The organism is Nitriliruptor sp., from assembly GCF_040882075.1.
Lineage (GTDB): Bacteria > Actinomycetota > Nitriliruptoria > Nitriliruptorales > Nitriliruptoraceae > Nitriliruptor.
Genome location: NZ_JBBEBZ010000185.1, coordinates 15,183 through 41,806 on the forward strand (window position 1 = coordinate 15,183; position 26,624 = coordinate 41,806).

The 26,624-nt window shown below is 71.5% G+C and carries 20 protein-coding genes and 1 pseudogene; 19 read left to right on the forward strand and 2 right to left on the reverse strand.

Translation table 11 applies throughout. The features are described 5' to 3' along the window. The 18 genes and pseudogenes from WEB03_RS12655 to dapB form a co-directional block, all read left to right on the forward strand. Positions 1-297 (forward strand): annotated as a pseudogene (locus WEB03_RS12655) (site-specific DNA-methyltransferase); the annotation flags it as partial. Between the two features lie 93 nt (positions 298-390). After that, on the forward strand, positions 391-1,512 hold the full coding sequence (locus tag WEB03_RS12660; protein ID WP_368071354.1) for an ImmA/IrrE family metallo-endopeptidase: 1,122 nt from the start codon (positions 391-393) through the stop codon (positions 1,510-1,512). Next, complete coding sequence (locus tag WEB03_RS12665; RefSeq protein WP_368071310.1) at positions 1,505-1,990, forward strand: DUF4411 family protein; 486 nt, start codon at positions 1,505-1,507, stop codon at positions 1,988-1,990. The genes WEB03_RS12660 and WEB03_RS12665 overlap by 8 nt, the downstream gene beginning before the upstream one ends. Positions 1,991-2,265: 275 nt before the next feature. Further along, complete coding sequence (gene rimP / locus WEB03_RS12670; RefSeq protein ID WP_368071311.1) at positions 2,266-2,745, forward strand: ribosome maturation factor RimP; 480 nt, start codon at positions 2,266-2,268, stop codon at positions 2,743-2,745. Between the two features lie 55 nt (positions 2,746-2,800). Beyond that, complete coding sequence (gene nusA, locus WEB03_RS12675; protein ID WP_368071312.1) at positions 2,801-3,961, forward strand: transcription termination factor NusA; 1,161 nt, start codon at positions 2,801-2,803, stop codon at positions 3,959-3,961. A gap of 123 nt (positions 3,962-4,084) precedes the next feature. Beyond that, entirely contained in the window at positions 4,085-4,423 is a 339-nt protein-coding gene (locus WEB03_RS12680) for a YlxR family protein (RefSeq protein ID WP_368071355.1), read from the forward strand. A 95-nt stretch (positions 4,424-4,518) separates the two neighbouring features. Then, positions 4,519-7,284, forward strand: a complete 2,766-nt coding sequence (infB, locus tag WEB03_RS12685) for a translation initiation factor IF-2 (RefSeq protein WP_368071313.1) — start codon at positions 4,519-4,521, stop codon at positions 7,282-7,284. A 103-nt stretch (positions 7,285-7,387) separates the two neighbouring features. Further along, positions 7,388-7,717 (forward strand): DUF503 domain-containing protein, encoded by a 330-nt coding sequence (locus WEB03_RS12690; RefSeq protein WP_368071314.1) that lies wholly within the window; start codon positions 7,388-7,390, stop codon positions 7,715-7,717. A gap of 30 nt (positions 7,718-7,747) precedes the next feature. Continuing rightward, positions 7,748-8,230 carry a ribosome-binding factor A gene (locus tag WEB03_RS12695; protein WP_368071315.1) on the forward strand — a complete coding sequence of 161 codons (483 nt, stop codon included), beginning with the start codon at positions 7,748-7,750 and terminating at the stop codon, positions 8,228-8,230. Beyond that, entirely contained in the window at positions 8,227-9,261 is a 1,035-nt protein-coding gene (locus WEB03_RS12700) for a bifunctional oligoribonuclease/PAP phosphatase NrnA (protein WP_368071316.1), read from the forward strand. Before WEB03_RS12695 ends, WEB03_RS12700 begins: the two co-directional genes overlap by 4 nt. Further along, on the forward strand, positions 9,254-10,246 hold the full coding sequence (truB, locus tag WEB03_RS12705; protein WP_368071317.1) for a tRNA pseudouridine(55) synthase TruB: 993 nt from the start codon (positions 9,254-9,256) through the stop codon (positions 10,244-10,246). Before WEB03_RS12700 ends, truB begins: the two co-directional genes overlap by 8 nt. Then, positions 10,243-11,202 (forward strand): bifunctional riboflavin kinase/FAD synthetase, encoded by a 960-nt coding sequence (locus WEB03_RS12710; RefSeq protein WP_368071318.1) that lies wholly within the window; start codon positions 10,243-10,245, stop codon positions 11,200-11,202. Before truB ends, WEB03_RS12710 begins: the two co-directional genes overlap by 4 nt. Positions 11,203-11,522: 320 nt before the next feature. Continuing rightward, positions 11,523-13,790 (forward strand): ATP-binding cassette domain-containing protein, encoded by a 2,268-nt coding sequence (locus WEB03_RS12715; protein ID WP_368071319.1) that lies wholly within the window; start codon positions 11,523-11,525, stop codon positions 13,788-13,790. Beyond that, the gene (locus tag WEB03_RS12720; protein WP_368071320.1) at positions 13,720-15,705 is read left to right on the forward strand and encodes an ATP-binding protein; all 1,986 of its coding nucleotides are present in this window, start codon (positions 13,720-13,722) and stop codon (positions 15,703-15,705) included. Before WEB03_RS12715 ends, WEB03_RS12720 begins: the two co-directional genes overlap by 71 nt. 200 nt (positions 15,706-15,905) lie before the next feature. Further along, the gene (rpsO, locus tag WEB03_RS12725; RefSeq protein WP_368071321.1) at positions 15,906-16,178 is read left to right on the forward strand and encodes a 30S ribosomal protein S15; all 273 of its coding nucleotides are present in this window, start codon (positions 15,906-15,908) and stop codon (positions 16,176-16,178) included. Between the two features lie 261 nt (positions 16,179-16,439). Further along, entirely contained in the window at positions 16,440-18,953 is a 2,514-nt protein-coding gene (locus WEB03_RS12730; protein WP_368071322.1) for a polyribonucleotide nucleotidyltransferase, read from the forward strand. A gap of 67 nt (positions 18,954-19,020) precedes the next feature. Further along, entirely contained in the window at positions 19,021-20,289 is a 1,269-nt protein-coding gene (locus tag WEB03_RS12735; RefSeq protein ID WP_368071323.1) for a M16 family metallopeptidase, read from the forward strand. Positions 20,290-20,371: 82 nt separating this feature from the next. Then, positions 20,372-21,157, forward strand: coding sequence for a 4-hydroxy-tetrahydrodipicolinate reductase (dapB, locus tag WEB03_RS12740; protein ID WP_368071324.1), 786 nt, complete (start codon positions 20,372-20,374; stop codon positions 21,155-21,157). 6 nt (positions 21,158-21,163) lie between these two features. Here the strand turns inward: dapB and WEB03_RS12745 are convergent, their stop codons facing one another. Further along, positions 21,164-22,093 carry a ribonuclease Z gene (locus WEB03_RS12745; RefSeq protein WP_368071325.1) on the reverse strand — a complete coding sequence of 310 codons (930 nt, stop codon included), beginning with the start codon at positions 22,091-22,093 and terminating at the stop codon, positions 21,164-21,166. Positions 22,094-22,298: 205 nt separating this feature from the next. Between WEB03_RS12745 and WEB03_RS12750 the strand changes: the two genes are divergently transcribed. Next, positions 22,299-24,548 carry a hypothetical protein gene (locus tag WEB03_RS12750; protein WP_368071326.1) on the forward strand — a complete coding sequence of 750 codons (2,250 nt, stop codon included), beginning with the start codon at positions 22,299-22,301 and terminating at the stop codon, positions 24,546-24,548. 134 nt (positions 24,549-24,682) lie between these two features. Here the strand turns inward: WEB03_RS12750 and WEB03_RS12755 are convergent, their stop codons facing one another. Next, entirely contained in the window at positions 24,683-26,554 is a 1,872-nt protein-coding gene (locus tag WEB03_RS12755; RefSeq protein ID WP_368071327.1) for an ABC transporter ATP-binding protein, read from the reverse strand. Between the last annotated feature and the right edge of the window lie 70 nt (positions 26,555-26,624).

Genomic DNA, 26,624 nt, shown 5'->3' on the forward strand with positions numbered 1-26,624 from the left:
GTCTACGACCCGACGACCGGCGAGGTCCGGTCCGACTCGACCGACGACATCGCCTGCTGGTTCGTCGACACCGACTACGACGGCGAGTCCTTCTTCGTGCGCCACGCCTACTTCACGGGCGCCGATGAGCCGTACACCAAGCTGCAGAGGGCGCTGAAGGCCGACATCGATGCCGATGCGTGGGACAGCCTGTACGCCACGACGAGTCGTCCCTTCCCGGTGCCCAGCACGGGCCGAATCGCGGTGAAGGTCATCAACCACTACGGCGACGAGGTCCTGAAGGTCTACGACGTCTAATCACCCGTGTCGCTGGCAGCTGTCACACTGGAGACGGAGGTCAACATGAGCGCGTCGACCGTGTCTATAAACCCGTCCGTCTTGGAATGGGCGATGGCGGAGAGCGGGGAGGCTCCCGAGGTGCTCGCCGAGGCGGTTGGTGTGACGGTCGACGTTCTCGACTCGTGGGTCTCCGGAGCGGATGAACCGACCGCTGGTGAGTGGACCAAGCTCGCTCGCCATCTCAAGAGGCCCAAGTCAGCCTTTCTCCTTCCGAGACCCCCGTCCTCATCGCTGCCCCCTGATCTACGAACCGCTGCCGGATGGGGATCGCGTGAACTAGGACCTGACGAGCGGCTTCAGCTCCGGCGCGCTGGTCGGCTGCAGCGGTACCTGGCGCAGCTCATCGCCGAGGAGGGTGGCGGAACGGCGCTCCTCCCGACGGCCGGTCTCGGCGACGAGCCGGATGACGTGGCCCGTGTGCTCCGCTCCTGGCTCCAGGTGAGCAACTCCGAGCAGCGCGGGTGGTCCTCCCCCTCAGTCGGGTTCACCGCTTGGCGATCCGCGCTCGAGCGACGTGGGGTCCTGGTACTCACCCTTCGTCTCGGGGCCGACGGTGTCCGAGGCTTCTCGCTGACCCACGACGTTGCTCCGATGATCGCCGTGAACTCAGCTGAGACGATCGAAGCGCGTACGTTCACGCTCATGCACGAGCTCGCGCACCTGGCGAGTCGCTCACAAGCGGCTTGCGGGCCGCCCTTGGGGAACTACACGGACGGCGGGAAGCACGAACGTTGGTGTGATCGGGTCGCGGCAGCTGTCCTGTTGCCACAGGGCGCGGTGCTCGGGCAGCTGGCGCTGCTCGGGACGGAACGTGACGCCACGATCGAGGATCTCCAGCTGGCTCGAGAGGTCGCGAAACGCTTTCGGACGAGTTTGCGAGCCGCTGCGCTGCGGTTGGTCGATCTGGGCCTCGCGCCAGGAAGCCTCTACGGTGCCGTCGAGAAGGTGGCGCGCGGTGGGGATCGTCAGAAGCGAAGCGGCGGCCCACCTGGTGGACGGCCCGCTGCGGTGCAGCGGCTCGGTGAACTCGGACCCCGCACAGCCCAGGTCTTGCTCGACGGATTGGATCGGAACCGTCTCACCGAACGAGATGCGCGGAACCTTCTTCGGCTCGATGGCCAAGAACTAGACGAACTCCGGCACCTCACGCGAGCGTCGGCGTCCGGTGGCTGACACGGTCTGGATACTCGATGCGAGTTCGGTGTTCCGAGCGAAGATCGAGGTACCGGCCGACCGCCAGTGGGCTCTCTTCGAGCGTTTGAAGGCGCTGGTGCTCGTGGGACGGATCGCGGTGCCGAAGCAAGTCATCAACGAAGCGCGGGGTCAACGCCACACCGACATTCCGGAGGCGTGGTTCCTCGGTATCGAGCCGCACCTGCAGCACCCCGTTCTCTGTAGCCAAGCGAACCTCGAACGGGTCATGCAGGAAGTCGGCCTCGAATTGATCGATGTGGATGCTGAGACCGATCCAGCAGACCCCTACGTGCTTGCTCTCGCCCTGGATCTACAGGCAGTGGCTCTTGACGTTGAGGTGGTCACGAACGACCGGATCGATCGGCCCCCGAGGATCGGCCTCGCGACTGCTTGCGAGCGGCTCGGGGTTCCGGCCATCGACCTCGATACGTTCCTGCGTTCAGTCGATGGCTGGTGAGGGTGACCCACCTCGGTCTCCCGCGCGGTGCGTGCTTCTGATCGCTGGGCGACTCGTCCGTGCCGCCGCCCGCGATCGCGCGGGTGCGACCGTGTGGCGTCGCTGGTAGTCTCGGCGTCCACGCGGGCTACGGCCCGCGTCGTGCGTTCGGGCTCGAGCACCCGGTAGCGAACCCACCGCACACGACAACGGACGTCCACCGCGACGGCCGGCCCGCCGGGGCCGGCCGTTGTCGTGGGACCACCATCAGCACGCTCTCGACACCAGGCACCCCGATGGCCCGCCCAGACGACACCACGCTCCCCGCGCGGGTGCGTGAGCTGGCGCTGCCGTTGGCCGAGGAGCTCGAGGTCGACCTGGTCGACGTCGAGGTCAAGGGTCAGCAGGGTCGCCGCGTGGTCAAGCTCGTCGCCGACGCGATCGGCCCGGGGGACGGGCTCGACGTCGACACCATCGCGATGCTGTCCCGCAAGGTCGGCAACGTGCTCGACGAGACCGACCTCGTCCCCGGTGCCTACACCCTCGAGGTGACCAGCCCCGGTGCGACGCGCCCGCTGCGTCGACCCCGCGACTTCACCCGCAACACCGGCCGCGAGGTCGACGTGATCCGTCGCGAGGAGCTCGGCGATCCGCGCACCCTGCGTGGCGAGGTCACCGGCGCCGACGACGACGCGGTCACCCTCGAGACCGCCGACGGGCCCGTCAGGGTGCCCCTCGCCGACATCGATCACGGCAAGGTGGTGCTGCCGTGGTGACGTACGCGGCGAGGACCAGCACCGGAACCACCACGAACGCAACGGAGGCCACGAGTTGAAGATCGACCTCGACGCCCTGCGTCAGATCGAGCGCGAGAAGTCCATCGACTTCATCACCGTGGTCGAGGCCTTCGAGACCGCGATGGCCTCCGCCTACAAGCGCTCCCCTCAGGCCACCGGCGACGAAGCCCGTGTCATCGTCGACCGCGTCACCGGTGACGTGACCCTCTTCGCCCAGGAGCTCGACGACGAGGGCAACATCGTCAGCGAGTGGCAGGAGGAGCCGAAGGACTTCGGCCGCATCGTCGCCCAGACCGCCAAGCAGGTGCTGCTGCAGCGCCTGCGCGAGGCCGAGCGCGAGGCCACCTACGGCGAGTTCGTCGGCCGGGAGGGCGACATCATCGCCGGCCAGATCAGCCAGCAGGGCAACGTCACCCTGCTCGAGCTCGGCCGGACCGAAGCGCTGCTGCCCTACTCCGAACAGATCCCCAACGAGCGGCTCGACCACGGTGCGCACGTGCGGGCCGTCGTGATCGAGGTGCGACGCCAGCTCAAGGGTTCGCAGATCGTGGCCTCGCGCACCCACCCGGCGCTCGTGGTCGGCCTGTTCGCGCTCGAGGTGCCCGAGATCGAGGAGGGCATCGTCGAGGTCCGCGGCATCGCCCGCGAGGCCGGCCACCGCACCAAGGTCGCCGTGATGTCCAACGACCCGCAGGTCGACCCGGTGGGCGCGTGCGTCGGCCCGGCCGGTCAGCGGGCGCGGGGGATCCAGAAGGAGCTCCACACCGAGGAGCTCGAGCGCATCGACATCGTGCGGTGGTCGGATGAGCCCGAGAGCCTGGTGGGCAACGCCCTGTCGCCCGCCAAGGTCACCGACGTCTACCTCTACCCCGACGACGGCACGGCGCTCGTGATCGTGCCCGACTACCAGCTGTCGCTGGCCATCGGACGCGAGGGCCAGAACGCCCGCCTCGCGGCCCGGCTGACCGGGTGGCGCATCGACATCAAGTCCGAGTCGCAGTTCGCCGAGGAGCAGCGCGCCTTCCAGGAGGCGCTCGACGCCGGCCTGATCGACGAGTACGGCAACCCCCTCTCCGACGAGGGGACCCAGGCCATCCAGGCCGCGTACGAGTCCGCCGAACAGGTCCGGCAGGCCAACTACGACGACTCGGACGAGGAAGCACCGGCGACGACGCCGACGGAGGCCGACGCCTGATCCACCCGCCGGCGCCGGTACCGCTCCGTGCGGGTCCGGTCCCGGCCGCCCGACGTGCGCCGCGCGTCGGTCGGATGTCCACCATGGTCCCACCGCCCGGAGGGAGTACCCTTGCAGCGCGAGATGCGCGAGCCTCGACCCACGGACGTGGGACCGGTGCGCACGTGCGTCGGTTGTCGTCGGACCCGGCCGAGGGATGAGCTGGCCCGGCTGGCACGGACCCCCGCGGGGGTCCGCTACGACCGGCGGCGACGCGCGTCCGGCAGGGGCGCGAACATCTGCCCCGAGCTCTCCTGCATCGAAGCCGCCGGTCAGCGCGGCGCCGGACCCGTCCGGCGGGCGCTCCGGGGGGCCCCCGAGACGGAGATCCGCGCGGCGCTCGACGAGCTCCGCTGCGAGGTCGCAGCACCCACCACGACCCGACCACGGGTCACCGGTAGCAACACCCCGAGCGCGGGGTGACGTCACAACACCCCGGAGATCGGGGTGACGCCCAAGCACCCCGCACCCCGGGGTGGCCAGGCGCCCGAACACGGCGCCGTGAGGAGTTCCCGCACGTGAGCGACAAGGTCCGCGTCTACGAGCTCGCCAAGGAGACCGGCCTCCACAACAAGGAGGTCCTCCGACGGCTGTCCGACCTCGGGATCGATGCGTCCTCGCACTCGTCCTCGGTCGCCGGCCCCGACGGCACCCGCTTCCGCGAATCGCTCGGCAAGAGCGAGACGGAGCGCAAGGCCGAGGATGAGGCGCGCAAGGACAAGGAGCGCGCGGAGCTCGAGCGGTACCGCTCGATGCAGGCCGCAGCGCCGCCCGAGGGCAAGAAGGCCGCCAAGGTCCTCCCGCCCCACCTTCGCGGTCAGCAGGACGGCGGAACGGGCGCGGGAGCATCGTCGCCGCCGGCCACGCCGCCCGCTGCCCCTCCCGCCAGCCCGCCCGCGGCTGACGCACCCGCCGCACCCGCCGCGGCGGCCGGCTCCCCGCCGTCCGCGCCGTCCGCGACCCCTCCGGCCGCCGGCGACGAAGGTGCTGCACCGCCCGCGACGCCCCCGGCCAAACGGATGCCCGGCGCGCCGCCACCACGCCTCAAGCCCGGCGAGGTGCCCCTGCGTCCGCCGTCGGCACGTCCACCGGCGTCGCCGACCGCCACGGGTGACTCGCCAGAGGCACGCCGTCGGGCCGAGCAGAACCTGCCGCAGACCGGCTCCGGCCGGCGTTCGATCCCGCCGCCGCTGCGTTCCGCGCCGGCGCGTCCCCAACCTGTTCCGGGTCAGCCGCCGGCTGGCCGCGGTGGTCCGCCGCAGCGCGGCGGCCCGGGTGGTCCCGGTGGTCCGCGTCCCGGTCCCGGTGGCGCACGCCCCGGTCCGAGCTCGCCCTACCGCTCGGCTCCGGGCGGCGGTCCGCGTCCCGGCGGCGGTCCCGGTGGTCCCGGCGGCGGTCCCGGTGGCCCCGGCGGAGGTCCTCCCGGCCCCGGCGGCAAGCGTCGCAAGAAGAAGCGCGAGAAGCAGTCGCCCGCGGAGCAGGAGCTCTCGCGGGGTCCGATGCGTCGTGACGTCCCGCTCGAGGAACAGATCACCGTCGACCGCGTCGAGGTGCTCTCGGGCATCACCGTCGGTGAGCTCGCCGACAAGCTGAACGTCGCCGGCGCGGCCCTCGTCAAGAAGCTGTTCGAGATGGGCGAGATGGCGACCGTGCAGCAGACGCTGCCGGACGACACCGTCGAGATCCTCGGTGCCGACCTCGGCTTCGACGTCTACTTCATGTCCGAGGAGGAGCTCGAGTTCGGTATCGAAGCCCCCGAGGACCCCGAGAACCTCGAGGACCGGCCCCCGATCATCACCGTCATGGGGCACGTCGACCACGGCAAGACCCTGCTGCTCGACGCCATCCGCGAGACCGACGTCGTGGCCGGGGAGGCGGGTGGCATCACCCAGCACATCGGCGCGTACCAGATCCGCCACGCCGACCGCACGATCACCTTCATCGACACCCCGGGTCACGAGGCCTTCACGGCCATGCGTGCCCGTGGTGCGCAGGTGACCGACGTCGCGATCCTCGTCGTGGCCGCCAACGACGGCGTCATGCCGCAGACCGTCGAGGCGCTCACCCACGCCAAGGCGGCCGGGGTGCCGATCGTCGTCGCGATCAACAAGATCGACGTCGAGGGAGCTGACCCGAACAAGGTCAAGACCCAGCTGACCGAGCACGACCTCATCGCCGAGGACTTCGGTGGCGATGTCCCGATGGTCGAGATCTCGGCGCTCAAGCGTCTGGGTCTCGAGGACCTGATCGAGGTGGTGCTGCTCCAGGCCGACCTTCTCGAGCTGCAGGCCAACCCGGACAAGGACGCTCGCGGTCGCGTCGTCGAGGCCCACCTCGACCGGGGCCGTGGTCCGGTCGCCACCGTGCTGGTCCAGGCCGGCACGCTCCGACGCGGGGACATCCTCGTGGCCGGGACGGCGGACGGCAAGATCCGCGCCATGTTCGACGAGAACGGCGACGACGTCACCGAGGCCCTGCCGGCGCGACCGGTGCAGGTCATCGGCCTCAACGACGTGCCGGAAGCCGGCGACGAGTTCCGCGTCGTCGACGCCGAGCGGTTCGCCCGCGACGTGGCCGAACGCCGGTCCGCCCGCGAGCGTCGCAAGGAGCTCGCCGACCGTCGCCCCTCGACCCTCGAGGAGTTCACCTCGGCGGTACAAGCTGGCGACAAGGCGACCCTCAACGTCATCATCAAGGCCGACGTGTCGGGTTCCGCCGAGGCGCTCGAGGACGCGCTCCTCAAGCTCGAACTCGACGAGGTGCAGGTCCGGGTCATCAGCAAGGGCGTCGGTGCCATCACCCAGGCCGACGTCCGGCTCGCGGACGCGTCGGACGCCATCATCGTGGCGTTCAACGTCCGCCCCGGTCCGAACGCCCGCGACGAGATCGCACGCTCGGGTGTGGACGTCCGCACCTACCGCATCATCTACGAGGCGATCGAGGACATCGAGCGTGCGGTCAAGGGGCTGCTGGCTCCCGAATTCCGCGAGCAGATCATCGGCGAGGCCGAGGTCCGCGAGATCTTCAAGGTGCCGCGCATCGGGTTCGTCTTCGGCTGCATGGTCACCTCGGGTGTCGTGCGTCGCGAGGCCGGCATCCGCGTCATCCGCGAGGGTGTCGTCATCGCCGACGACAACAAGATGTCGTCGCTGCGCCGGTTCAAGGACGACGTCAACGAGGTCCGTGACGGGTTCGAGTGCGGTATCGGGCTCGACAAGTTCCAGGACATCAAGGAGGGGGACGTCATCGAGGCCTTCGAGACCGTCGAGGTCGAGCGCGACTGATCCACACCTCAGCTGAGGTCCCCGTGCTGACGGCCCCGCCACGCGGGGCCGTCAGCCGTCCGGGCCGGTTCACTCGAACACACCAGCACCGAGGAGGGCGAAGGTGGCACGTGACGATGCCGGTCGCGTCCACCACGGGGTGGCGCGCGTCGATCTCCACCTGCCGGGCATCGACTCGCTGAAGGGCAAGCGGGCCCTCGTGAAGGCCACGATCGCCCGGCTGCAGAACGACCTCGGCTGCGCCGTCGCCGAGGTCGGCTACCAGGAGCGCTGGCAGCGAGCGGCGCTCGGTATCAGCACCGTCAGCGGCAGCGCCACCGGCGTCGACCGCGTCCTCGACCGCCTGACGGCCATCGTCGAACGTGACCCCCGGGTCGAGGTCATCGACGTGGTCGACGTGGTCGACGTGCTCGACGCCGACCCACCGCTCTAGACCGAACCACCGCACCGACAGGAGCCCACCGTGGCCAGGAAGCGCAACCCGCGGGTCGACAAGGCCGTCCGTGAAGCCGTCGCCGACCTCGTCGACAGCGAGGTGGCGGACCCGCGCCTGGCGTTCGTCACCTTCACCGAGGCGCAGGTGACCCCCGACCACGAGCACGCGCTGGTCTTCTACTCGACCCTGGACCCGGGGGTGCTGTCCTCCGACCCCCGTCGTACCCGCGGTGATCGGGTCCCGACCGCCGCCGAGGTCGCCGATGGCCTCGCCTCGGTCGCCCCGCGCCTGCAGGGACGTGTGTCGCGCCGCGCCAAGCTGCGCACCACACCTGAGCTGACCTTCGAGCCGGACCCGGTGGTCGAACAGGCCTCCCGCGTCGAGGACCTGCTCCGCCGCATCGAACCGGTGGTCCCGGTCGAGGGCGCGCAGCCGACCGGCGAGTACGACGAGGGTCGCGTGCGTGACGACGCGGCCGACGACGAGCCGACCGACGACGCTCCGTCGTGACGGTGACCGAGATCGCCTCGCCGTGGTTGACCGACCTCGACCCGCGCGCGGTCGACGAGGTCGTCGCGCGGCTGCAGGACGCTGCCGACCACGGTCGGACCGTCGTGATCGCGGCGCACATCGGTCCCGATGGGGACGCGCTCGGTGCCGCGCTCGCGTTGCACCTCGCCCTGTCCCGTCGCGGGGCGCGGACGCTGCCGACGTGGGGTGAGGAGCCGTTGCGCGTCCCAGCCGCCTACGCCGACCTCCCGGGGATCGACGATCTGGTCGCCCCCTCCGACATCCCCGTCGACGAGGTCGATCTGCTCGTGAGCGTCGACTCGGCGTCGGTCTCACGGCTCGGCGCCTTGCAGCCGCTGCTCGCGGCCGGCGCGCCGGTCATCGTCATCGACCACCACCCGACCAACACCCGGTTCGGGACGGTGCACCTCGTGGCAGCGCGCGCCGCGGCGACGGTGGTCATCGTCGACGAGCTGCTCCGCCGGCTCGACGTCGACCTCGACGTCGACCTCGCCACGTGCCTGTACGTCGGCCTGGTGACCGACACGGGACGATTCCAGCACGCGACGACCGACCGGGCGGCGATGGAGCTCGGGGGACGCTTGATCGAGGCCGGCGTCGCGCACGAGGAGCTCACCCGCCGCCTGTTCGGCACCCGGACCGTCGGTGAACTCACGCTGCTCGCCCGAGCGCTCGAACGTCTGACGTTCGTTCCCGAGGCACGGCTCGTGCACGCGCACGTGACGGCGGAGGACGCGACCGAGGCCGGCGCTGGCCTCGAGGCAACCGAAGCGATCATCGACGTCGTCCGCACCGCTGACGTCGCCGAGGTCGCGATGGTCGGGCGGCAGGAGACGACCGGCGCCTGGCGGATCAGCCTCCGCTCACGTGGCGCGATCGACGTCGGCGTGGTCGCGGCACGGTTCGACGGGGGTGGCCACGAACGCGCGGCGGGGTTCACGGCCGAGGGCACCTTCGACGAGGTCGTCGACCGCCTCGTCGCGGTTCTCGAGGAGGTCCGCGGTGGCTAGGCGACGTCGCGAAGGTGAACCCGATCGTGCCGGGGTCCTGCTCGTCGACAAGGACCTCGGGCCGACGTCGCACGACGTGGTCCAGGACGTCCGCCGAGCGGCGGGCCAGCGCCGCGTCGGCCACACGGGCACGCTCGACCCGGCCGCCACCGGCGTCCTGGTCGCCTGCCTCGGACGCGCCACCAAGCTCGTGCCGTTCCTCCAGCAGGCGGGGACCAAGACCTACGCGGCGCGGATGGTGCTCGGCGTCGAGACCACCTCCCAGGACGCGCAGGGCGAGGTCGTCGCTCGGACCCCCGCGGGCCACGTCGACGAACGGACCTTCTGTGAGGTTCTGACCCGGTTCGTCGGTGACCTCGATCAGGTCCCGCCGATGGTCTCCGCCGTCCGCGTCGGTGGGGAACGCCTGCACGAGATCGCCCGTCGCGGTGAGGTCGTGGAACGTGAGCCCCGCCGGGTGACGGTGCACGACCTCATCCTCGACGGGTACGGCGGATCGGATCCGGACCACCCGGAGGCGTCCTTCCTCGTGACCTGCTCGGCGGGTACCTACGTGCGCACCCTGGCCCACGACGTCGGTGCGGCGCTCGGGGTCGGCGGCAGCCTGACCGCGCTCCGACGGGTGGCCAACGGTCCGTTCACCGTCGACGAGTCGCACACGATCGCCGCCGTGCGTGAGGCTGCCGAGCAGGGACAGCTCGACGCGCTCCTGCTCGATCCGCTCACCGCCGTCTCCCGCGCCCTGCCGACGGTCGAGGTGACCGACGACGACCTCGTCCGCCGGCTCGCCCACGGCGGCAAGCTCCCCACCTCGCTGCTCGAGCCTGCCCTCGGGTCCGGCTACCAGGGTCCGGTCGCGGTGCGGTCCGGGCAGCTCCTGGTCGGCGTCTACGCTCCGTCGGGTGCCGAGTCGCGCGCGGAGCTGGTGTGGACGCGGCCGGAGGAGCTCGGTCCCGCACCCGACAGCCGCCCGGAGGACGTGTGAACGTCGGTCCGCACGACGTCGGTCCGCCGGCGGTCGTTCACGGGCTCGAGGAGGTCGTCGAGGGGCCCTCGGTGGTGACCATCGGCAACTTCGACGGGGTCCACCGCGGCCACCGGGTCCTGCTGCGCCGCGCCGTGGACGCAGCCAGTGATCAGCAGGTCCGCTCGGTCGCCGTGACCTTCGACCCGCACCCCGCGGCGGTGCTCCGCCCGGGGACCGAACCGCTGGCGATCCAGCCGCTCGAGGCTCGCATCGACCAGATGCTCGGCGTCGGCGTGGACCTCGTCCTGGTGCTGGCCTTCACCACGGGGCTGTCGTCGCTCGGTCCCGACGTGTTCCTCGAGAAGGTGCTCGTCGAGCGGCTGCAGGCCACCAAGGTGATCGTCGGCGCCAACTTCCGGTTCGGTCACAAAGCCGCGGGCGACGTGATCACCCTGACCGACGCGGGGGAGCGCTACGGCTTCGCGACCGAGGCGGTGACCCTCATCGAGCTCGATGGTGCCCCGATCAGCTCCAGCGAGGTGCGTCGGCGCATCGGCGAGGAGGGTGACCTCGCGTGGGCGAACCGCGCGCTCGGACGCCCGTTCAACCTCGCTGGCGAGGTCGTCCGCGGCGATCAGCGGGGGCGCACCATCGGTTTCCCGACCGCGAACGTCGACATCCCCGCCGGTCGGCTCCTGCCGGCGAACGGGGTCTACGCCGGCGTCGCCACCGTGGGCGACCGGCGTTACGGCGCGGTGACCAACGTCGGGACGCGGCCGACCTTCGACGGTGACGGCATCATCGTCGAGGTCCACCTGCTCGATCACGAAGCCGACCTGTACGGCCAGTACCTCGACGTCACCTTCCTGTACCGGCTGCGCGGCGAACGACGGTTCGACGGGCTCGAGGCGCTCCGCGCCCAGATCGCCGCCGACGCCGCCGAAGCCCGCGACCTCGTGGCCTCCGAGCTCTGACCCTCGGCTCCGCCACCCGGGTCCCGGCTCGGTGTCAGCGGCCGGTGCGCGGTCGACCCGTACCGCGCCAGGACGTGAGCGGGCGGGTCCCAGCCTCCGAGGATGTCCATCTGCCCGCGGGCGGCCGCAGGGGGCGTTGCCGCCAGGACGCCTCCTCCGCGGGCGAACGGGTCCAGCCTCCGGCCGCGGTGTGACGGGGGCGTTCCGGGGGAGGGTGGGGGGCCCACGGGTCGTGGGAGCGACAGACCTGACGCGCAGGGCGAACGCATCGCGGTGACGCTCTAGCCTGGCTCCGACGTCCTCGGCGACACGGAGACACGATGGGCACGGGTACGAGGGTGGACACGTCGGCCGCAGCCCAGCACCCCGCCGATCGCCACGATCTCATCCGGGTCCAGGGCGCGCGGGAGAACAACCTCCGCGACGTCAGCGTCGAGATCCCGAAACGCCGGTTGACAGCGTTCACCGGCGTGTCCGGGTCGGGCAAGAGCTCCCTGGTGTTCGGCACGATCGCCGCAGAGTCCCAGCGGATGATCAACGAGACCTACAGCGCGTTCCTCCAGGGTTTCATGCCATCCCTGGCGCGTCCCGACGTCGACCTGCTCGACGGTCTCACGACCGCGATCATCGTCGACCAGGAACCGATGGGCGCCAACCCCCGGTCCACGGTCGGGACCGCGACGGACGCCAACGCGATGCTCCGCATCCTGTTCAGCCGGCTCGGACAGCCCTCGATCGGCCCGCCGAACGCGTACTCCTTCAACGTCCCGTCGGTCTCGGCGAGCGGCGCGATCACCGTCCAGCGCGGCGGGAAGACGAAGGCCGAGAAGGCCACCTTCAACCGTCTCGGCGGCATGTGCCCCCGGTGCGAGGGGATGGGCAAGGTCACCGACTTCGACCTGACGGCGCTGTACGACGACACCAAGTCGCTCGCCGACGGCGCGCTCACCGTCCCCGGCTACAGCATGGACGGCTGGTACGGCCGCATCTTCAGCGGCGCCGGACTGCCGATGGACACGCCCGTCGGGAAGTTCACCGAGAAGCAGCTCCAGACGCTGTTGTACGCCGAGCCGACCAAGATCAAGGTCGAGGGGGTCAACCTCACCTTCGAGGGGTTGATCCCCAAGATCCAGAAGTCGATGCTGTCCAAGGATGTGGACGCGATGCAGCCCCACATCCGCGCGTTCGTGGAGCGGGCCGTGACGTTCACGACCTGCCCGGACTGCGACGGGACCCGGCTGAGTCCCGAAGCCCGCTCGTCGCTGATCGATGGCCGCCACGTCGGTGACGTCTGCGCGATGCAGATCACCGACCTCGGCGACTGGCTCCGCGGCCTCGACGAGCCGTCGGTCGCGCCGTTGCTCGCCGGGCTGCAGCACCTCGTCGACTCGTTCGTGGACATCGGGCTCGGCTACCTCAGCCTCGAGCGGCCGACGGGAACGCTGTCGGGAGGCGAGGCCCAGCGCACCAAGATGATCCGCCACCTCGGATCGTCCCTGACCGACGTCACCTACGTGTTCGACGAGCCGACGATCGGCCTGCACCCCCACGACATCCAGCGGATGAACGAGCTGCTCCTGCGCCTGCGGGACAAGGGCAACACCGTGCTCGTCGTCGAGCACAAGCCCGAGACCATCGCCATCGCCGACCACGTCGTCGACCTCGGACCGGGCGCGGGGACGTCGGGCGGCCAGGTCTGCTTCGAGGGAGATGTCGAGGGGCTGCGGGCCAGCGACACCGTGACCGGCCACCACCTCGACGACCGCGCCGTGCTCAAGGACACGGTGCGCTCGCACGGCGGTGCGCTGGAGATCCGCGGTGCGGACACGCACAACCTCCGGGACGTCGACGTGGACGTCCCGCTCGGGGTCCTGTGCGTGGTCACCGGCGTCGCCGGGTCCGGGAAGAGCTCGCTCATCACCGGCTCGGTCGCTGGCCGTGACGGCGTGGTGGTGATCGACCAGGGCAGCATCAAGGGATCGCGCCGCAGCAACCCCGCGACCTACACGGGCCTGCTCGACCAGATCCGGAAGGCCTTCGCCAAGGCCAACGGGGTCAAGCCGGGCCTGTTCAGCTCCAACTCCGAGGGTGCCTGCCCCACCTGCAACGGCGCCGGGGTGATCTACACCGAGCTCGGGGTCATGGCGGCCGTGGAGTCCACCTGCGAGGACTGCGAGGGCAAGCGGTTCCAACCGGCGGTGCTCGAGTACACGCTGGGAGGCCGGAACATCGCCGAGGTGCTCGCGATGTCGGTCACCGAGGCCGAGGGGTTCTTCGTCGACGGCGATGCGCGCACGCCAGCAGCCCACAAGGTCCTCCAGCGGCTCGCCGACGTCGGGCTCGGGTACCTCGCACTCGGGCAACCCCTGACGACCCTGTCCGGCGGCGAGCGGCAGCGGCTCAAGCTGGCGGTCGCGATGGCGGAGAAGGGTGAGGTGTACGTGCTCGACGAGCCGACCGCTCGCTCGGGCCACGAGCCTCGCGCCGCTCGACCACACTCCCCTCCCAGGAGGGGTGATGACGACGCTGGCCCGGGGCGGGACCCTCATCTCGCGCGCGCTGCTGCTGCTGCTGCCGCGCGCCCGTGACCTGTTCGCGGGCTTCCTGCTGCTCGCGGCGGCCGTGCAGCTGCTCGAGCTGATCGACGCCGAGACCGCCTGGTTCCCCGACCGCACGGTGGCGTTGGTCGGCATCTGCACGATGGCGGCCTGGGCGCTGCTGGTCCACCGCACCCGCCGAGCTCCCCTCGCCGGCGACGTCGCGTTGGTGGTGGCTCTGACGGTGACGGGCCTCGGGCGCAACGGTGCGGTGCTGCTCAGCCTGCTCGCCATCGCGCCGCTGCGGGCGCTGCACGGTGGTCGGGCGCGGGTCGCCGGGCTCACCGCCGGACTGTTCGTCGGTTTCGGCACCGTCACGGTCGTGCACCACGGGTCGGCGCGGCTGGTCGACGGTTTCGGCTTCCTGATCGTGCTCGCCGCGGTGACGGCGTTCACGGTCACCCTCCGCCGGCTCGGGGAGGTGCTCGCCGAGCACGACCTCCACGCCCGCCTCGACGGGGTGGCCGCCGGCGCGGCCGCCGAGCTCGTGGCGGCCACGGCGATCGCCGACGTCGACCGCATCGGAGCGGAAGCGCTCGCTCGCGTCCGTGAGCGGTGCGCCGAGGCTGCGGACGACCCGTCACCCGCCCGCAGTTCGGTGGAGGTGGTACCGGAGCAGCTCGACGCCGAGACGGGCGCCGACGCGGACAGGGGCCCAGGCCGCGGCGCGCGGGTCTCGGAGCCGGTGGCCAGCGTGCTCGCCCGGCTCTCCAACGACACCAGGCTCGCGCGCCAGCGCGTCGGGAGCGAGGTCCGGTACCGGACCGTCGCCGAGCACAGCCGTGACGGCGTCTACCTGCGCGACCTCGCCCCCCACCCCGGGTACCGGTACCTGAACCCCGCCGCCGAGGACATCCTCGGGGTGCGCACGGAGCAGCTGGCGGCGGACCCGTCGCTGGCACGGCAGCTGGTCCACCCCGAGGACCTCCCCCGGCTGCACGCGGCGATCGTGGTCGGCGGCCTCCTCGACGATCCGGTCGAGGGCCGGTTGTGCCGGCCGGACGGCGAGGTCCGGTGGATCGCCCTGCAGGAGCGGCTCGTCGGCGTCGAGGCCGGCGCACGGACGGTCATCGGCACGCTGCGCGACGTCACGCGCCAGCAGGAGACCGAGGCCGCGCTCCAGCGGGTCATCGCCCGGGAGCGGGCCGCGGCGGACGAACTCCGTCACCTCGACGCGATGAAGTCGATCTTCCTGCAGGCGGTGTCGCACGAGCTGCGGACGCCTTTGAGCGCGGTCATCGGCGCCGCCCAGACGCTCGATGTGCGCGACGGCGCCATGGATGCCGACCAGCGTCGCCGGATGGTCGACATCGTCCAGCGGCAATCGGCGCGGCTCGAGACGTTGCTGACCGACCTGCTCGACGTCGATCGGCTCTCGCGGGGGATCATCGTCCCCGAGCGGCGCGACGTCGATCTCCTGGCGCTCGTGGCCGGGGTCGTCGACGGTCTCGAGGGCAGGGATCGCGTCACGGTGACCGGGGAGCCGGTCGTGCTCGCCGTCGACCCCGCCCAGATCGAGCGCATCGTCGACAACCTGCTGCGCAACGCCGTCCGGCACACCCCCGCCGACGGGCGCATCGTCTGCCGGATCGCGGCGGACGACGTCGGCGCGAGCATCGTGATCGACGACGAGGGTCCGGGTGTCCCCGACGAGCTGAAGGACGAGCTGTTCGCGCCGTTCGCGCAGGGGCCGACCGCGGGGGCGGCCGCCTCGCCGGGTACCGGGATCGGCCTCGCGCTGGTGCGGGCGCTGGCCGAGCTGCACGGCGGCAGCACATGGATCGACGACCGCCCGGGGGGAGGCGCCCGCTTCGTCGTGTGCCTGCCGCGGGTGCACGATCAGGTCGCCGTCCTGACCGCTGGTGAGGGTGAGCGGGTCGCGGCAACGCACCACCGGTTGCCCTGAGCGCACCCCGTCGGGCACACTGCGCACCGACGACCCGTCCCCGGGTCGTCTCACCGTGCTCGTACGGGCGTCGGGGTTGTCGGACTCAGCTGCGCGCGATCGTGCGCCGCAGCGAGCGGACCCCCGGCGGGATGCGACCTCCGACAGGTTCGCCTCCCGGCCCGGCGGTGCAGGGCCACACGAACCCGCAGGAGAGTCCCTTGGCCGTCGCGCTTCCAGACGACAAGCAACAGATCATCAGCCGCTTCGCCCGCATCGAGGGTGACACCGGCTCCCCCGAGGTCCAGGTCGCGCTCATGACGCAGCGCATCTCGCACCTCACCGAGCACCTCAAGGAACACAAGCACGACCACCACTCGCGGCGAGGGCTGCTGATGCTGGTGGGCCAGCGGCGTCGCCTGCTGAACTACCTGAAGGGTAAGGACATCGAGCGGTACCGCTCGCTGATCGCGGAGCTCGAGCTCCGACGCTAGGAACCAACGGGCCGGCCCCTCGTTCGAGGGCGCCGGCCCGCTCGCTCCACGGACCCACGCCGACGGTCGGACGTCCGTGGCGACGCCTCGAAGCCCCGCTCGCTCACCGCTGAGCGCGACGGCTCGAGCCGCCCCCACGGATGCGCCGGCCCCGCGTACGCGGTACGTGGCACGGACCCGGGAGCGACGACAGGAACCGTCACGCATGGTGCGTGATGGACCCGCGCAGGTGCGCGGGAGACACGGAATGAGGAGGCCCACGTGGGCACGCTCGGAACGCACGAGCTATCCGTCGACATCGACGGCAAGACGATCACCTTCGAGGCCGGGACCCTGGCCGCCCAGGCGGGCGGCTCGGTCGTCACCAGCCTCGGTGACACCAAGGTCCTGACCACCACCACCGCGTCCAAGCAGGTGAAGGACTTCCTGCCCTTCTTCCCCCTCACCATCGAGGTGGAGGAGCGGATGTACGCCAACGGGCGCATCCCGGGCAGCTTCTTCAAGCGCGAGGGCCGGCCGTCCGAGAACGCCATCCTGGTGTGCCGGCTGACCGACCGCCCGCTGCGTCCCACCTTCCAGGAGGGGCTGCGCAACGAGGTCCAGGTCGTCAACACCATCATCCAGACCACCCAGTTCGACCCCTACGACGTCGTCGCCATGAACGGCTCGTCGCTGTCGACCATGCTGTCGGGCATCCCGTTCGCTGGCCCGGTCGCCGCGGTCCGCTACGCGATGCTGCGCGACGGCTCGTGGGTCGCTTTCCCGTCCTTCGAGGAGCTCGAGGAGGAGGCCGTCTTCAACATGGTCATCTCCGGGCGCGTCGATGACGACGGCGAGGTCGCGATCCTCATGATCGAGGCCGAGGCCACCCCGGACGCCTGGATCAAGATCGACATGGGCGCCCCCGCCCCGACCGAGCAGGTCGTCGGTCAGGCGATCGAGGACGTCAAGCCGATCATCAAGCAGCTCTGCGAGGCGCAGCAGACCTTCGTCGACCAGGTCGGGGTCCGCGACGCGGGCGAGTTCCCGCTGTTCCTCGACCACTCCGACGAGGTCTTCGACGCGGTCTGGGCCGCAGGTGCCAGCCGGGTCGAGGAGCTGTACCGCCAGGGTGAGCTGAGCAAGGCCGACAAGGACGAGGCCGTCGGCGTCATCCGCAAGGAGGTCGTCGCGCAGGTCGTCGAGGCCGGGGTCGGAGACCTCGACGCCGACGACGTCAAGAAGCAGGCCGGCGAGGCGTTCCGCACGACCGAGAAGAAGGTCGTCCGTCGCCTCATCGTCGACGAGGGCTTCCGCATCGACGGTCGCAGCGTCACCGACCTGCGTCCCGTCACCGCGCAGGTCGGCGTCCTGCCCAAGACCCACGGTTCCTCGCTGTTCCAGCGCGGTGACACCCAGGTCCTGAGCGTGCTCGCCCTCGGCACCACCCGTGAAGGCCAGCGTCTCGACACCCTCGACCCCGAGGACGAGAAGCTGTTCATGCACCACTACAACATGCCGCCCTACTCGACCGGTGAGGCGGGTCGCGTCGGTTCGCCGAAGCGGCGCGAGATCGGCCACGGCGCGCTCGCCGAGCGGGCGATCGTCCCGATGCTGCCCGAGAACGACCAGTGGCCGTACGCCATGCGGATCGTCTCGGACGTGCTGAGTTCGAACGGCTCGACCTCGATGGGGTCGGTCTGCGCCACCTCGCTCGCGCTCATGGACGGCGGTGTGCCGATCCACGCACCCGTCTCCGGGATCGCGATGGGCCTGGTGTACGAGAACGGCAAGTACACGACCCTGACCGACATCCAGGGCGTCGAGGACTTCTTCGGCGACATGGACTTCAAGGTCGCCGGTCCGAAGGAGTTCATCACCGCGCTCCAGCTCGACACCAAGATCTCCGGCATCCCGGCGGACGTGCTCCAGGCAGCCCTGCTGCAGGCGCGCGACGCCCGTATGGAGATCCTCGACGTGATGAACGCGGCGATCTCCGAGCCCCGCGAGGAGGTCGCCGAGACCGCCCCGCGCGTCGAACTGGTCTACATCCCGCAGGACAAGATCGGTGCGATCATCGGCCCGCGTGGTGCGATCATCAAGGAGCTGGTCGAGGAGACCGGCGCCCAGATCGACGTCGACGAGGAGGGCGGCCGCGGCGTGGTCAAGATCTACGCGAGCTCCAAGGAGATCGCGCAGGACGCCCTCGACCGCGTCAACGCCATCGCCAACCCGGTGCTGCCCGAGAAGGGCGAGAAGTACCAGGCCCTCGTGGTCAAGACCGTCGACTTCGGTGCGTTCGTGTCCTTGACCCCGGGGACCGACGGTCTGCTCCACATCTCGGAGCTGTCGAAGATGGCGGGCAAGCGCCTCAACCACGCCGAGGAGGCCGTGCAGGTCGGGGACGCTGTCCTCGTCCAGGTCATGGACGTCCTCGACGGCGGTCGCAAGTTCAAGCTCGAGTACGTCGGTGACAAGGCCGAGAAGGCCGAGAAGGCCGGCGGCGACGAGGGCGGCGACCGCGGTGGTGACCGTGGCGAGCGTTCCGGCGGCGGCGGTGGTCGTGAGCGTGGCGGTGGTGACCGCGGCGAGCGTTCCGGCGGCGGCGGTGGTCGTGAGCGTGGCGGTGGTGACCGCAGCGAGCGTTCCGACGCCGGCGACAGCGACGGCGGTCGTGACCGTGGTGGTGACCGTGAGCGTGGCGGTCGTGACCGTGGCGAGCGTTCCGACGCCGGTGACGGCGGAGGCGAGCGCACCCGCACGCGCACCCGCAGCCGGTCGCGCGAGCGCGACTGAGCAGCACCCCGTAGCTCGACGACGGCGGTCCCTGCGGGGGCCGCCGTCGGTGGATGAGGAGCCTGACGTGCAGGACCCGCAGATCAGCGTGCTGCCCTCCGGCGTGCGTGTCGTCACCGACCCGATGCCGGCGGTCCGATCCGTCACCCTCGGGATGTGGGTCGGCATCGGGTCACGCGACGAGTCCCCGGCCCAGCTCGGCGCGTCGCACTTCCTCGAGCACACCCTGTTCAAGGGGACCGAGAAGCGCACGGCTCGTGACATCGCCGAAGCGCTCGACGCGGTCGGCGGCGAGATGAACGCGTTCACCTCCAAGGAGCTGACCTGCTTCTACGCGCGTGTGCTCGACGACGACCTGCCGCTGGCCTTCGACGTGTTGGCGGACATGCTCGTGGACGCGCGCAACACCCCCGCCGACATCGAAGCGGAACGTCAGGTGGTGCTGTCCGAGATCGACATCCACCTCGATACCCCCGATGACCTCGTGCACTCCGACCTCTCCGAGCTCGTCCTCGGTCAGCACCCGCTGGCCCTCGAGACGCTCGGGACCGTCGAGTCCATCACCGGGCTGCACCGCGACACCATCCACGACCACTACCTGGCCACGTACCGGCCCGAGAACATCACGGTGGCCGCAGCCGGTGCGGTCGACCACGACCAGCTCGTCCGCCTGACCGACCAGCTGCTCGGCGACCTCGGGCGTCCGGGTGGCTCCCCCCCGCTGCGGACGCCTCCCGCGGGGTACGGCGCGCGTGAGCTTCGGATCCGTCACCGTCCGACCGAGCAGGCCCACCTGGTGCTCGGCTACCCGGGTCTCGATCAGCTCGCCGACGACCGTTGGGCGCTACGCGTGCTGAACGTCGCCCTCGGCGGCGGCATGTCGTCGCGGCTGTTCCAGGAGCTGCGCGAGGTCCGGGGTCTGTGCTACTCGACCTACAGCTACAGCTCCTCGTACCGGGATGCCGGCCTGATCGGCGCCTACGTCGGCACGGCTCCTGGCAAGGTGGACGAGACCCTCGGGTGCTTGCGCAGCGAGCTCGACCGCGTCCGCGTCGATCTGACCGCGGACGAGGTCGCCCGGGCCAAGGGAGCGCTCACCGGCGGCACGGTCCTCGGGCTCGAAGACACCGGTTCGCGTATGAGCCGCATCGGCAAGCAGGTCGCCACCGGCGTCCCGATCGTGACCGTGGACGACGCGCTCAAGCGCATCGCCGCGGTCACCACCGATGACGTCCAGCGGGTGGCCGACCGCCTGCTCGGGCAGCCGGCCGATCTCGCCGTCGTGGGGCCGTTCGCCGAGGACGAGGCCGACCGGTTCGCCCCCGCGCTGGCCTGACCCACCGGCAGGTGGTCACCTCCGGCTGCGGGGGTGGGGGCGGCTACCGTCGTCGGCTGAGCATCGAGCCAAGGAGCGAGCTGTGACCACCAAGGTGGGCGTGATCGGTGCCGCCGGCAGGATGGGTTCCGAGGTGTGCCGTGCCGTCGACGGTGCCGACGATCTCGACCTCGTCGCCGCCGTGGACCCCTCGTGCACCGGCGCGTCGCTGCGTGAGGTCACGGGGATCGATTCCGAGCTCGAGGTCGCGGGCGAGCTCGATGCGCTGGTCGAGGCCGGCGTCGAGGTCGCGGTCGAGTTCACCGGACCGGCCTCGGTGGGTGCCAACATCCGCTGGCTCCTCGAACACGATATCCACGCGGTCGTCGGCGCGACGGGCATCGACGACGACGATCTCGCGGTGTGCAAGGAGCTCGCGGCATCGCGCCCCGCCAACCTCGTGATCGCGCCGAACTTCGCGATCGGTGCGGTCCTGCTCATGGAGTTCGCGGCCGAGGCCGCCAAGCACCTCCCGCACGTGGAGATCATCGAACGTCACCACGACGCGAAGGTCGACGCGCCGTCCGGCACGGCGCTGCGCACCGCCGAGCTCATCGCCGACGCCCGACGCGAGGTGCCGGACGCGCCGGCCGGCGACGACCGCCACCCCGGCGCCCGCGGGGCGACCCACGCCGACGTCCGCGTGCACTCGGTGCGGCTCCCGGGGGTCGTGGCCGACCAGGACGTGATCTTCGGTGGCGTTGGGCAGACCCTCACGATCTCGCACCGCTCGCTCGACCGCTCCTCGTTCATGCCGGGGGTGCTGCTCGCCTGCCGGAAGGTCGGCGGGATCCACGGCTGCGTCATCGGGCTCGAACACCTGCTGTGACGCCGATCAGCGGCGCGGCGGGAACGGGACGACGTCGAGGTCGCTCGCGACGGTGAGGTCGAGGTCGGGGGCGACCGCCCGCGCTTCCTCGAGGTGTCCGTCGAGGTCGGGGTAGCGCTGCGAGAGGTGGGTCAGCACGACCCGACGCGCTCCGGCGTCCCGGCCGATCGCGGCCGCCTGTCCGGCCGTCAGGTGACCGACCTCCTCGGCGAGCTCGCGCTGATCGTCGAGGAAGGTGGCCTCGATGATCAGCAGGTCCGCGCTGTCGGCGCAGGCACGAGCACCGTCCCCGTCGCGCGTGTCCATCACGACGGCGGCGACCTGGCCGGGGCGCGGGTCGCCGACCTGCTGCACCTCGATCCGGCGACCGTCGACGACCACGTGGCCCGCGGCGACCAGTTCGCTGCGGGCCTCGCGCGGCACGCCGAGGCGGCGGAGTCGGCGCGGGTCGAGCCGGCGGCCGGCGGGTTCCTCGAGGCGCCACCCGAGGGTCGGGACCGGGTGCTCCCTGACGCCGTGGGAGAGCGCGATGGCGCGGATGGCGAACGGCGGCCCGGGTGCCACCTCACCGGGGACGTCCGGGTGGAGCACGACCTCGGTCCGGTCCTGGTACGGGGTGGCGTGGCGGAGGCGCTCGATGGTGTCGGTCGCCTCGGCCGGGAAGTGGACGTGGACGGGGCCGGCCACGCCGTCCAGCGACAAGCGCTGCAGGACGCCGGGGAGGCCGAGGCAGTGGTCACCGTGCGCGTGGGTGACGAGGATGCGGTCGATGCTCGATGTCCGCGCACCGGCGAACGTGAGCTGACGTTGCGTGCCCTCACCCGGATCCACGAGCACGCCGGCGCCGTCGAACCGGAGCAGGTAGCCGTTGTGCGCGCGGGTGCGGGTCGGCACCTGGCTCGCGGTGCCGAGCACCACGAGCTCTCGCGACGACACGCCCGGCTCCTGTTCGGTGGCTGGTGACGGTAGTCCCCACCCATCGTCCCGAGCGGCCGGTAGGGTGCCGCTCGGCCGATCGCCGGCCACCACCGCGCACGTGGGTCAGGTGCGCAGCCCGGTTCGCTGGAGCCGCGGGCGGACGTCAGCTCCCCGGAGCGGCGGCACGCCCCGCGAGTCGGCCGGGCGTTCGGGAGGTCCCGCCGTGTCCGACGAAGCCACCAGGTACACCGAGGCGCTGCAGCGGTTCAGCGGCGACCTGCGGATGTCGCAGCAGGTCTTCAACTCGATGGTGGACCGCGGGATCGAGGTCCAGCCGATCCACCGCCAGCTCTTGCTCCAGGCCTACCTCGCTGCTCGCGACCTCGAAGGTGCGCGGCGTCTGATCGCCGAGATGACCGCTGCCGGCCACCCGCCGGACCCTTCGATCCGCTGGGATATGGCGATCACCGCGGCCCGTGGGGGTCGGACCGACGCGGCGCTCGCGGCGCTCGACGAACTGCACGACGAGGGCAGCGCGCCGGACGCCGGCCGTGCACCGGCGGTCCTGAGCATCTACATCGCCGCGGGGCGTTTCCCCGCGGCCAGGGCCGTCCTGCGGGGGATGGCGTCCCGCGATCAGCGGGCGACGGACGCCGAGTACGTCCAGCTCCTGCGCGACTGCCTCGACCGGCGTGCGATCAAGGACACCCGCAGCATCATCGATCTGATGATCATGGCGGGCGCCTCCCCGAACCCGCGGCTGGCCAGCGACCTGGTCACGATGGTGGCCCGGGCGGGTCACACCGACCGTGCGATCGAGCTGCTCGACCGGCTCACCTCGGCGGGGGTCGCCCTCCCCGGTGAGGTGCACACCGAGCTCCTGCTCGCGCACGCCCGTTCCGGTGACGCCGAAGCCGCCGAAGCGCGGCTCGAGGCGATGCGTGCCGCCGGCACCGAGCCGTCGTCGTTCCACGTCAACGCGGTCCTCACCGCCCGGATCGCCGCCGGCGACGTCGACGCGGCGTGGGCGACGGCGCTCGCGCTCGCCGACCGCGGACGCATCCCCTCCGGTGACAACCTCGAGGGTCTCGGTCGTGTCAGCCTCAGCGCCAAGCGCCTGGCAGCGGCTTCCGGTGTCGTCGACTGGATGCTGATCCTCGGCGTCCCGGTGCCACCGCAGCTCTTCGTCGAGGTCGTCGGTGGTCACCTCAAGGCCGGCGAGCTCGACGTGGCCATCGGGGTGTTCGACGAGGCCGTGGCGCGCGGTGTCCCCGCCGACCGCCGCCTCGCCCGGGATCTCGTCGAGGGCCTGGTCCGAGCCGGGAGGCTCGACGACGCCAAGGCGTTGCTCGCGCGGCTGCGGGCGTCCGGCACGCTCACCCACGGCCGCCACTACGGGACGCTGCTCGCCGCGTTGCTCCGCGCGAAGCGGGTCGACGACGCGGTCACGCTGCTCACCGAGATGGTCGGTCAGGGACTCGAACCGACCTCGTCCGACGCGTCCAAGGTCGTCGCGGCGGTCCTGAAGGGGGGCGGCCTCGACGTCGCGGAGCGGCTGGTCACGGCGCTGGCCGCCGGGAAGGTCCACGTCGACGAGCCCATCTACCGCGAACTGATGTGGGCGCACGCGAAGAAGGGCCACGCCGAACAGGCCCAGGCCGTGCACGACCAGATGGTCGCCGCCGGGATCACCCCCGACGACCGGCACCAGAAGGCGCTCGACTGGGCCTCCGGTCGGACCGAGCGGCGCCTGCCCGACGGCATCGCCGCGGACGCCGACCCCGAGGCAGAGGCAGCGCTCGAAGCGGAGGGCGACGCGCCGGCGACTGAGCACCTCGATGCCGGCGCCACCCCCGTCACCCCGGCCGTCGATGACTCGACCGCGACGACCGCCGAGCCTGCGACCCCGACCCCGCAGCCGGCGATCCCCGGTCTCCCGCTGACCCCACCACCAGCGGCACCCGCCCCCGACGACGCGCCTCCGGCCGCACCCGCTGGTGACGAGCCCGCGGCCGAGCCGACGCCGGAGCCTGCACCCGCGGCTGAGCCGACGCCGGAGCCCGGCCCCGCGGCCGAGCCGACGCCGGAACCCGCACCGGAGGCGCCGGAGGCTGCTGACGCTCCGGAACCGCCGGCAGCGACGCCGCCTCCTGCCGAGGCGGGCCCGAGCCCCGATCCCGGTGCCGCGGCCGACCCCGGTGCCGCGGCCGCCAACGCTCAGCCCGTGGCCCCGGATCCCGAGGCGGCGCCCGACCCGGAAGCCGACGCGCCGACGATGCCGGGTTCGCAGCTCCCGGCGGTCCCGCCGCCGGCGGCTGCCGGACCCAGCGCCGACCCCGGTGATGCCGCCACCCCGGACGCCGAGGGGACACCCGACGCCACGGACGCCGCCGACGCACCGGGCGAGGGTTCGCCCACCGAGGACGCGCCCACCGAGGACGCGCCAGCCGAGGAACCTCCGACCACCTCGTAGCGGGGGACCGGAGCGCGAGTGGGTGACCAGCGGCGCGCCGAGCGGCGGCTGGTCACCCGGACCGTGGCCCGTCACCCGTTACCCGTTACCGGGGCGACGAGGCACGGCCCGGCTGCGCTCGTCACCGCCCTGGGTCAGGTGGCCGACTCGACCAGCTGGGTGTGCACGAGGTCGGCGTAGCGGCCGCCGAGGGCGAGCAGCTCGCTGTGGGTGCCTCGTTCCACGATCTCGCCGGCGTCGAGGACCACGATGAGGTCGGCGTCGACCACCGTCGACAGGCGGTGGGCGATGACCAGCGAGGTGCGGTCCCTCAGGATCTCGCGCAGCGCCTCCTGGACGAGCCGCTCCGAGCCGGTGTCGAGGTGGGCGGTCGCCTCGTCGAGCACCACCACGGCTGGGTCCTTCAGCAGCACGCGGGCGATCGACAGACGCTGCTTCTCGCCGCCGGACATCCGGTAACCGCGCTCGCCGACGATCGTGCCGTAGCCGTCCGGCATCCGAGCGATGGTGTCGTGGATGCGGGCGGCACGGCAGGCCGCTTCGAGCTGCTCGTCGGTCGCGTCGGGCCGGGCGTAGCGCAGGTTGTCGGCGATCGAGTCGTGGAACAGGTGGGGGTCCTGGCTGACGATCCCGATCGCGGCCGTGAGCGAGTCGAGGGTGACGTCGCGGATGTCGATGCCATCGATGGTGACCCGGCCCTCGGTGACGTCGTACAGGCGGGGGAGCAGCGACGACAACGTCGACTTGCCGGCACCGGACGGACCGACGACGGCGACCATCGCACCCGGTGGCAGCTCGAGGTCGATGCCGGTCAGGATCCAGTCGGAGGCGTCGCCTCCGTGCTCGGAGCGTGGCCCCTCGAGCGATTCGAGGGAGGACCCGAGGGCGGCCGGGTAGCGGAACCAGAGGTCCTCGAACCGGACGTGGCCGGTCGGGTCCTCGAGGTCCTCCGCGTCCTCGCGATCGTCGATCGCCCGCGGGAGGTCGAGGACCTCGAAGACGCGCTCGAAGCTGACCAACGCCGTCATCAGGTCGACCGGTGCGTTGGAGAGCTGGGCGAGCGGGCCGTACAGCTGGGTGACGTACGCCCCGAGCGACACCACGGTGCCGACGGCCAAGGTCGAGCCCGCGTCGGTGACCAGGAACCCTCCCACGAGGTAGACCAGCGCCGTCGCGAGCGCGCCGACCAGGCCGAGCGCGGCGAACAGGGCGCGTGAGTGCATCGCGGTCGACACGCCGATGTCGGCCACGCGCTTGGCTCGGCCGCCGAAGCTGTCGACCTCGCTGTCCACGCGTCCGAAGAGCTTGACCAGCAGCGCGCCCGCCACGTGGAAGCGCTCGGTCATGGTGGTGTTCATCTCGGCGTTGAGCTCCATGCCCCGTCGGGCCAGGCCTTGGAGCCGGCGGCCGACGACACGTGCCGGGATGATGAACAGCGGCAGCAGCAGCAGCGACAGCAGCGTGACCTGCCAGCTCAGCGAGAACATGAACGCGAGCGTGACCGACACGCCGATGGCGTTACCGACGATGGTCCCGAGCGTGCCCGTCAGGGCCCGTTGCGCGCCGATGACGTCGTTGTTGAGGCGCGTGACCAACGACCCCGTCTGCGTCCGGGTGAAGAACGCGATCGGCATGGTCTGGACGTGACGGAACAGCCGGCGCCGCAGGTCGAGGATGAAGTACTCGCCGACCGTCGCCGACAGGTACCGCTCGACCATCGTCAGGATGACCTCGACCAGCGCGACGATCGCGAGCACGCCGACCAGCCACACGATCCGGCCGCGGTCGCCCTCGGTGATCGCGTTGACGATCCAGCCGATGAGCAGCGCCGGGAGCGCTCCGGCGCCGGCGGACAGCACGAGGATGCCGAGGAAACCGGCGAGCTTGCGGCGGTAGGGGCGCGCGAGCTGCCAGGCGCGGCGGACGACCTCGCGGTCGACGCCCTTGCCCTTGATCGCGTCCGGGTCGCCGAGCGGGCGCAGCCGCACGTAGCCGTGACCTGCCAACGGGTGTCCTCTCTCGTGCCGGCGTAGCCTCCTGCTCGTGGCGACGCCCTCTGCACCTCCGTCCCCAACG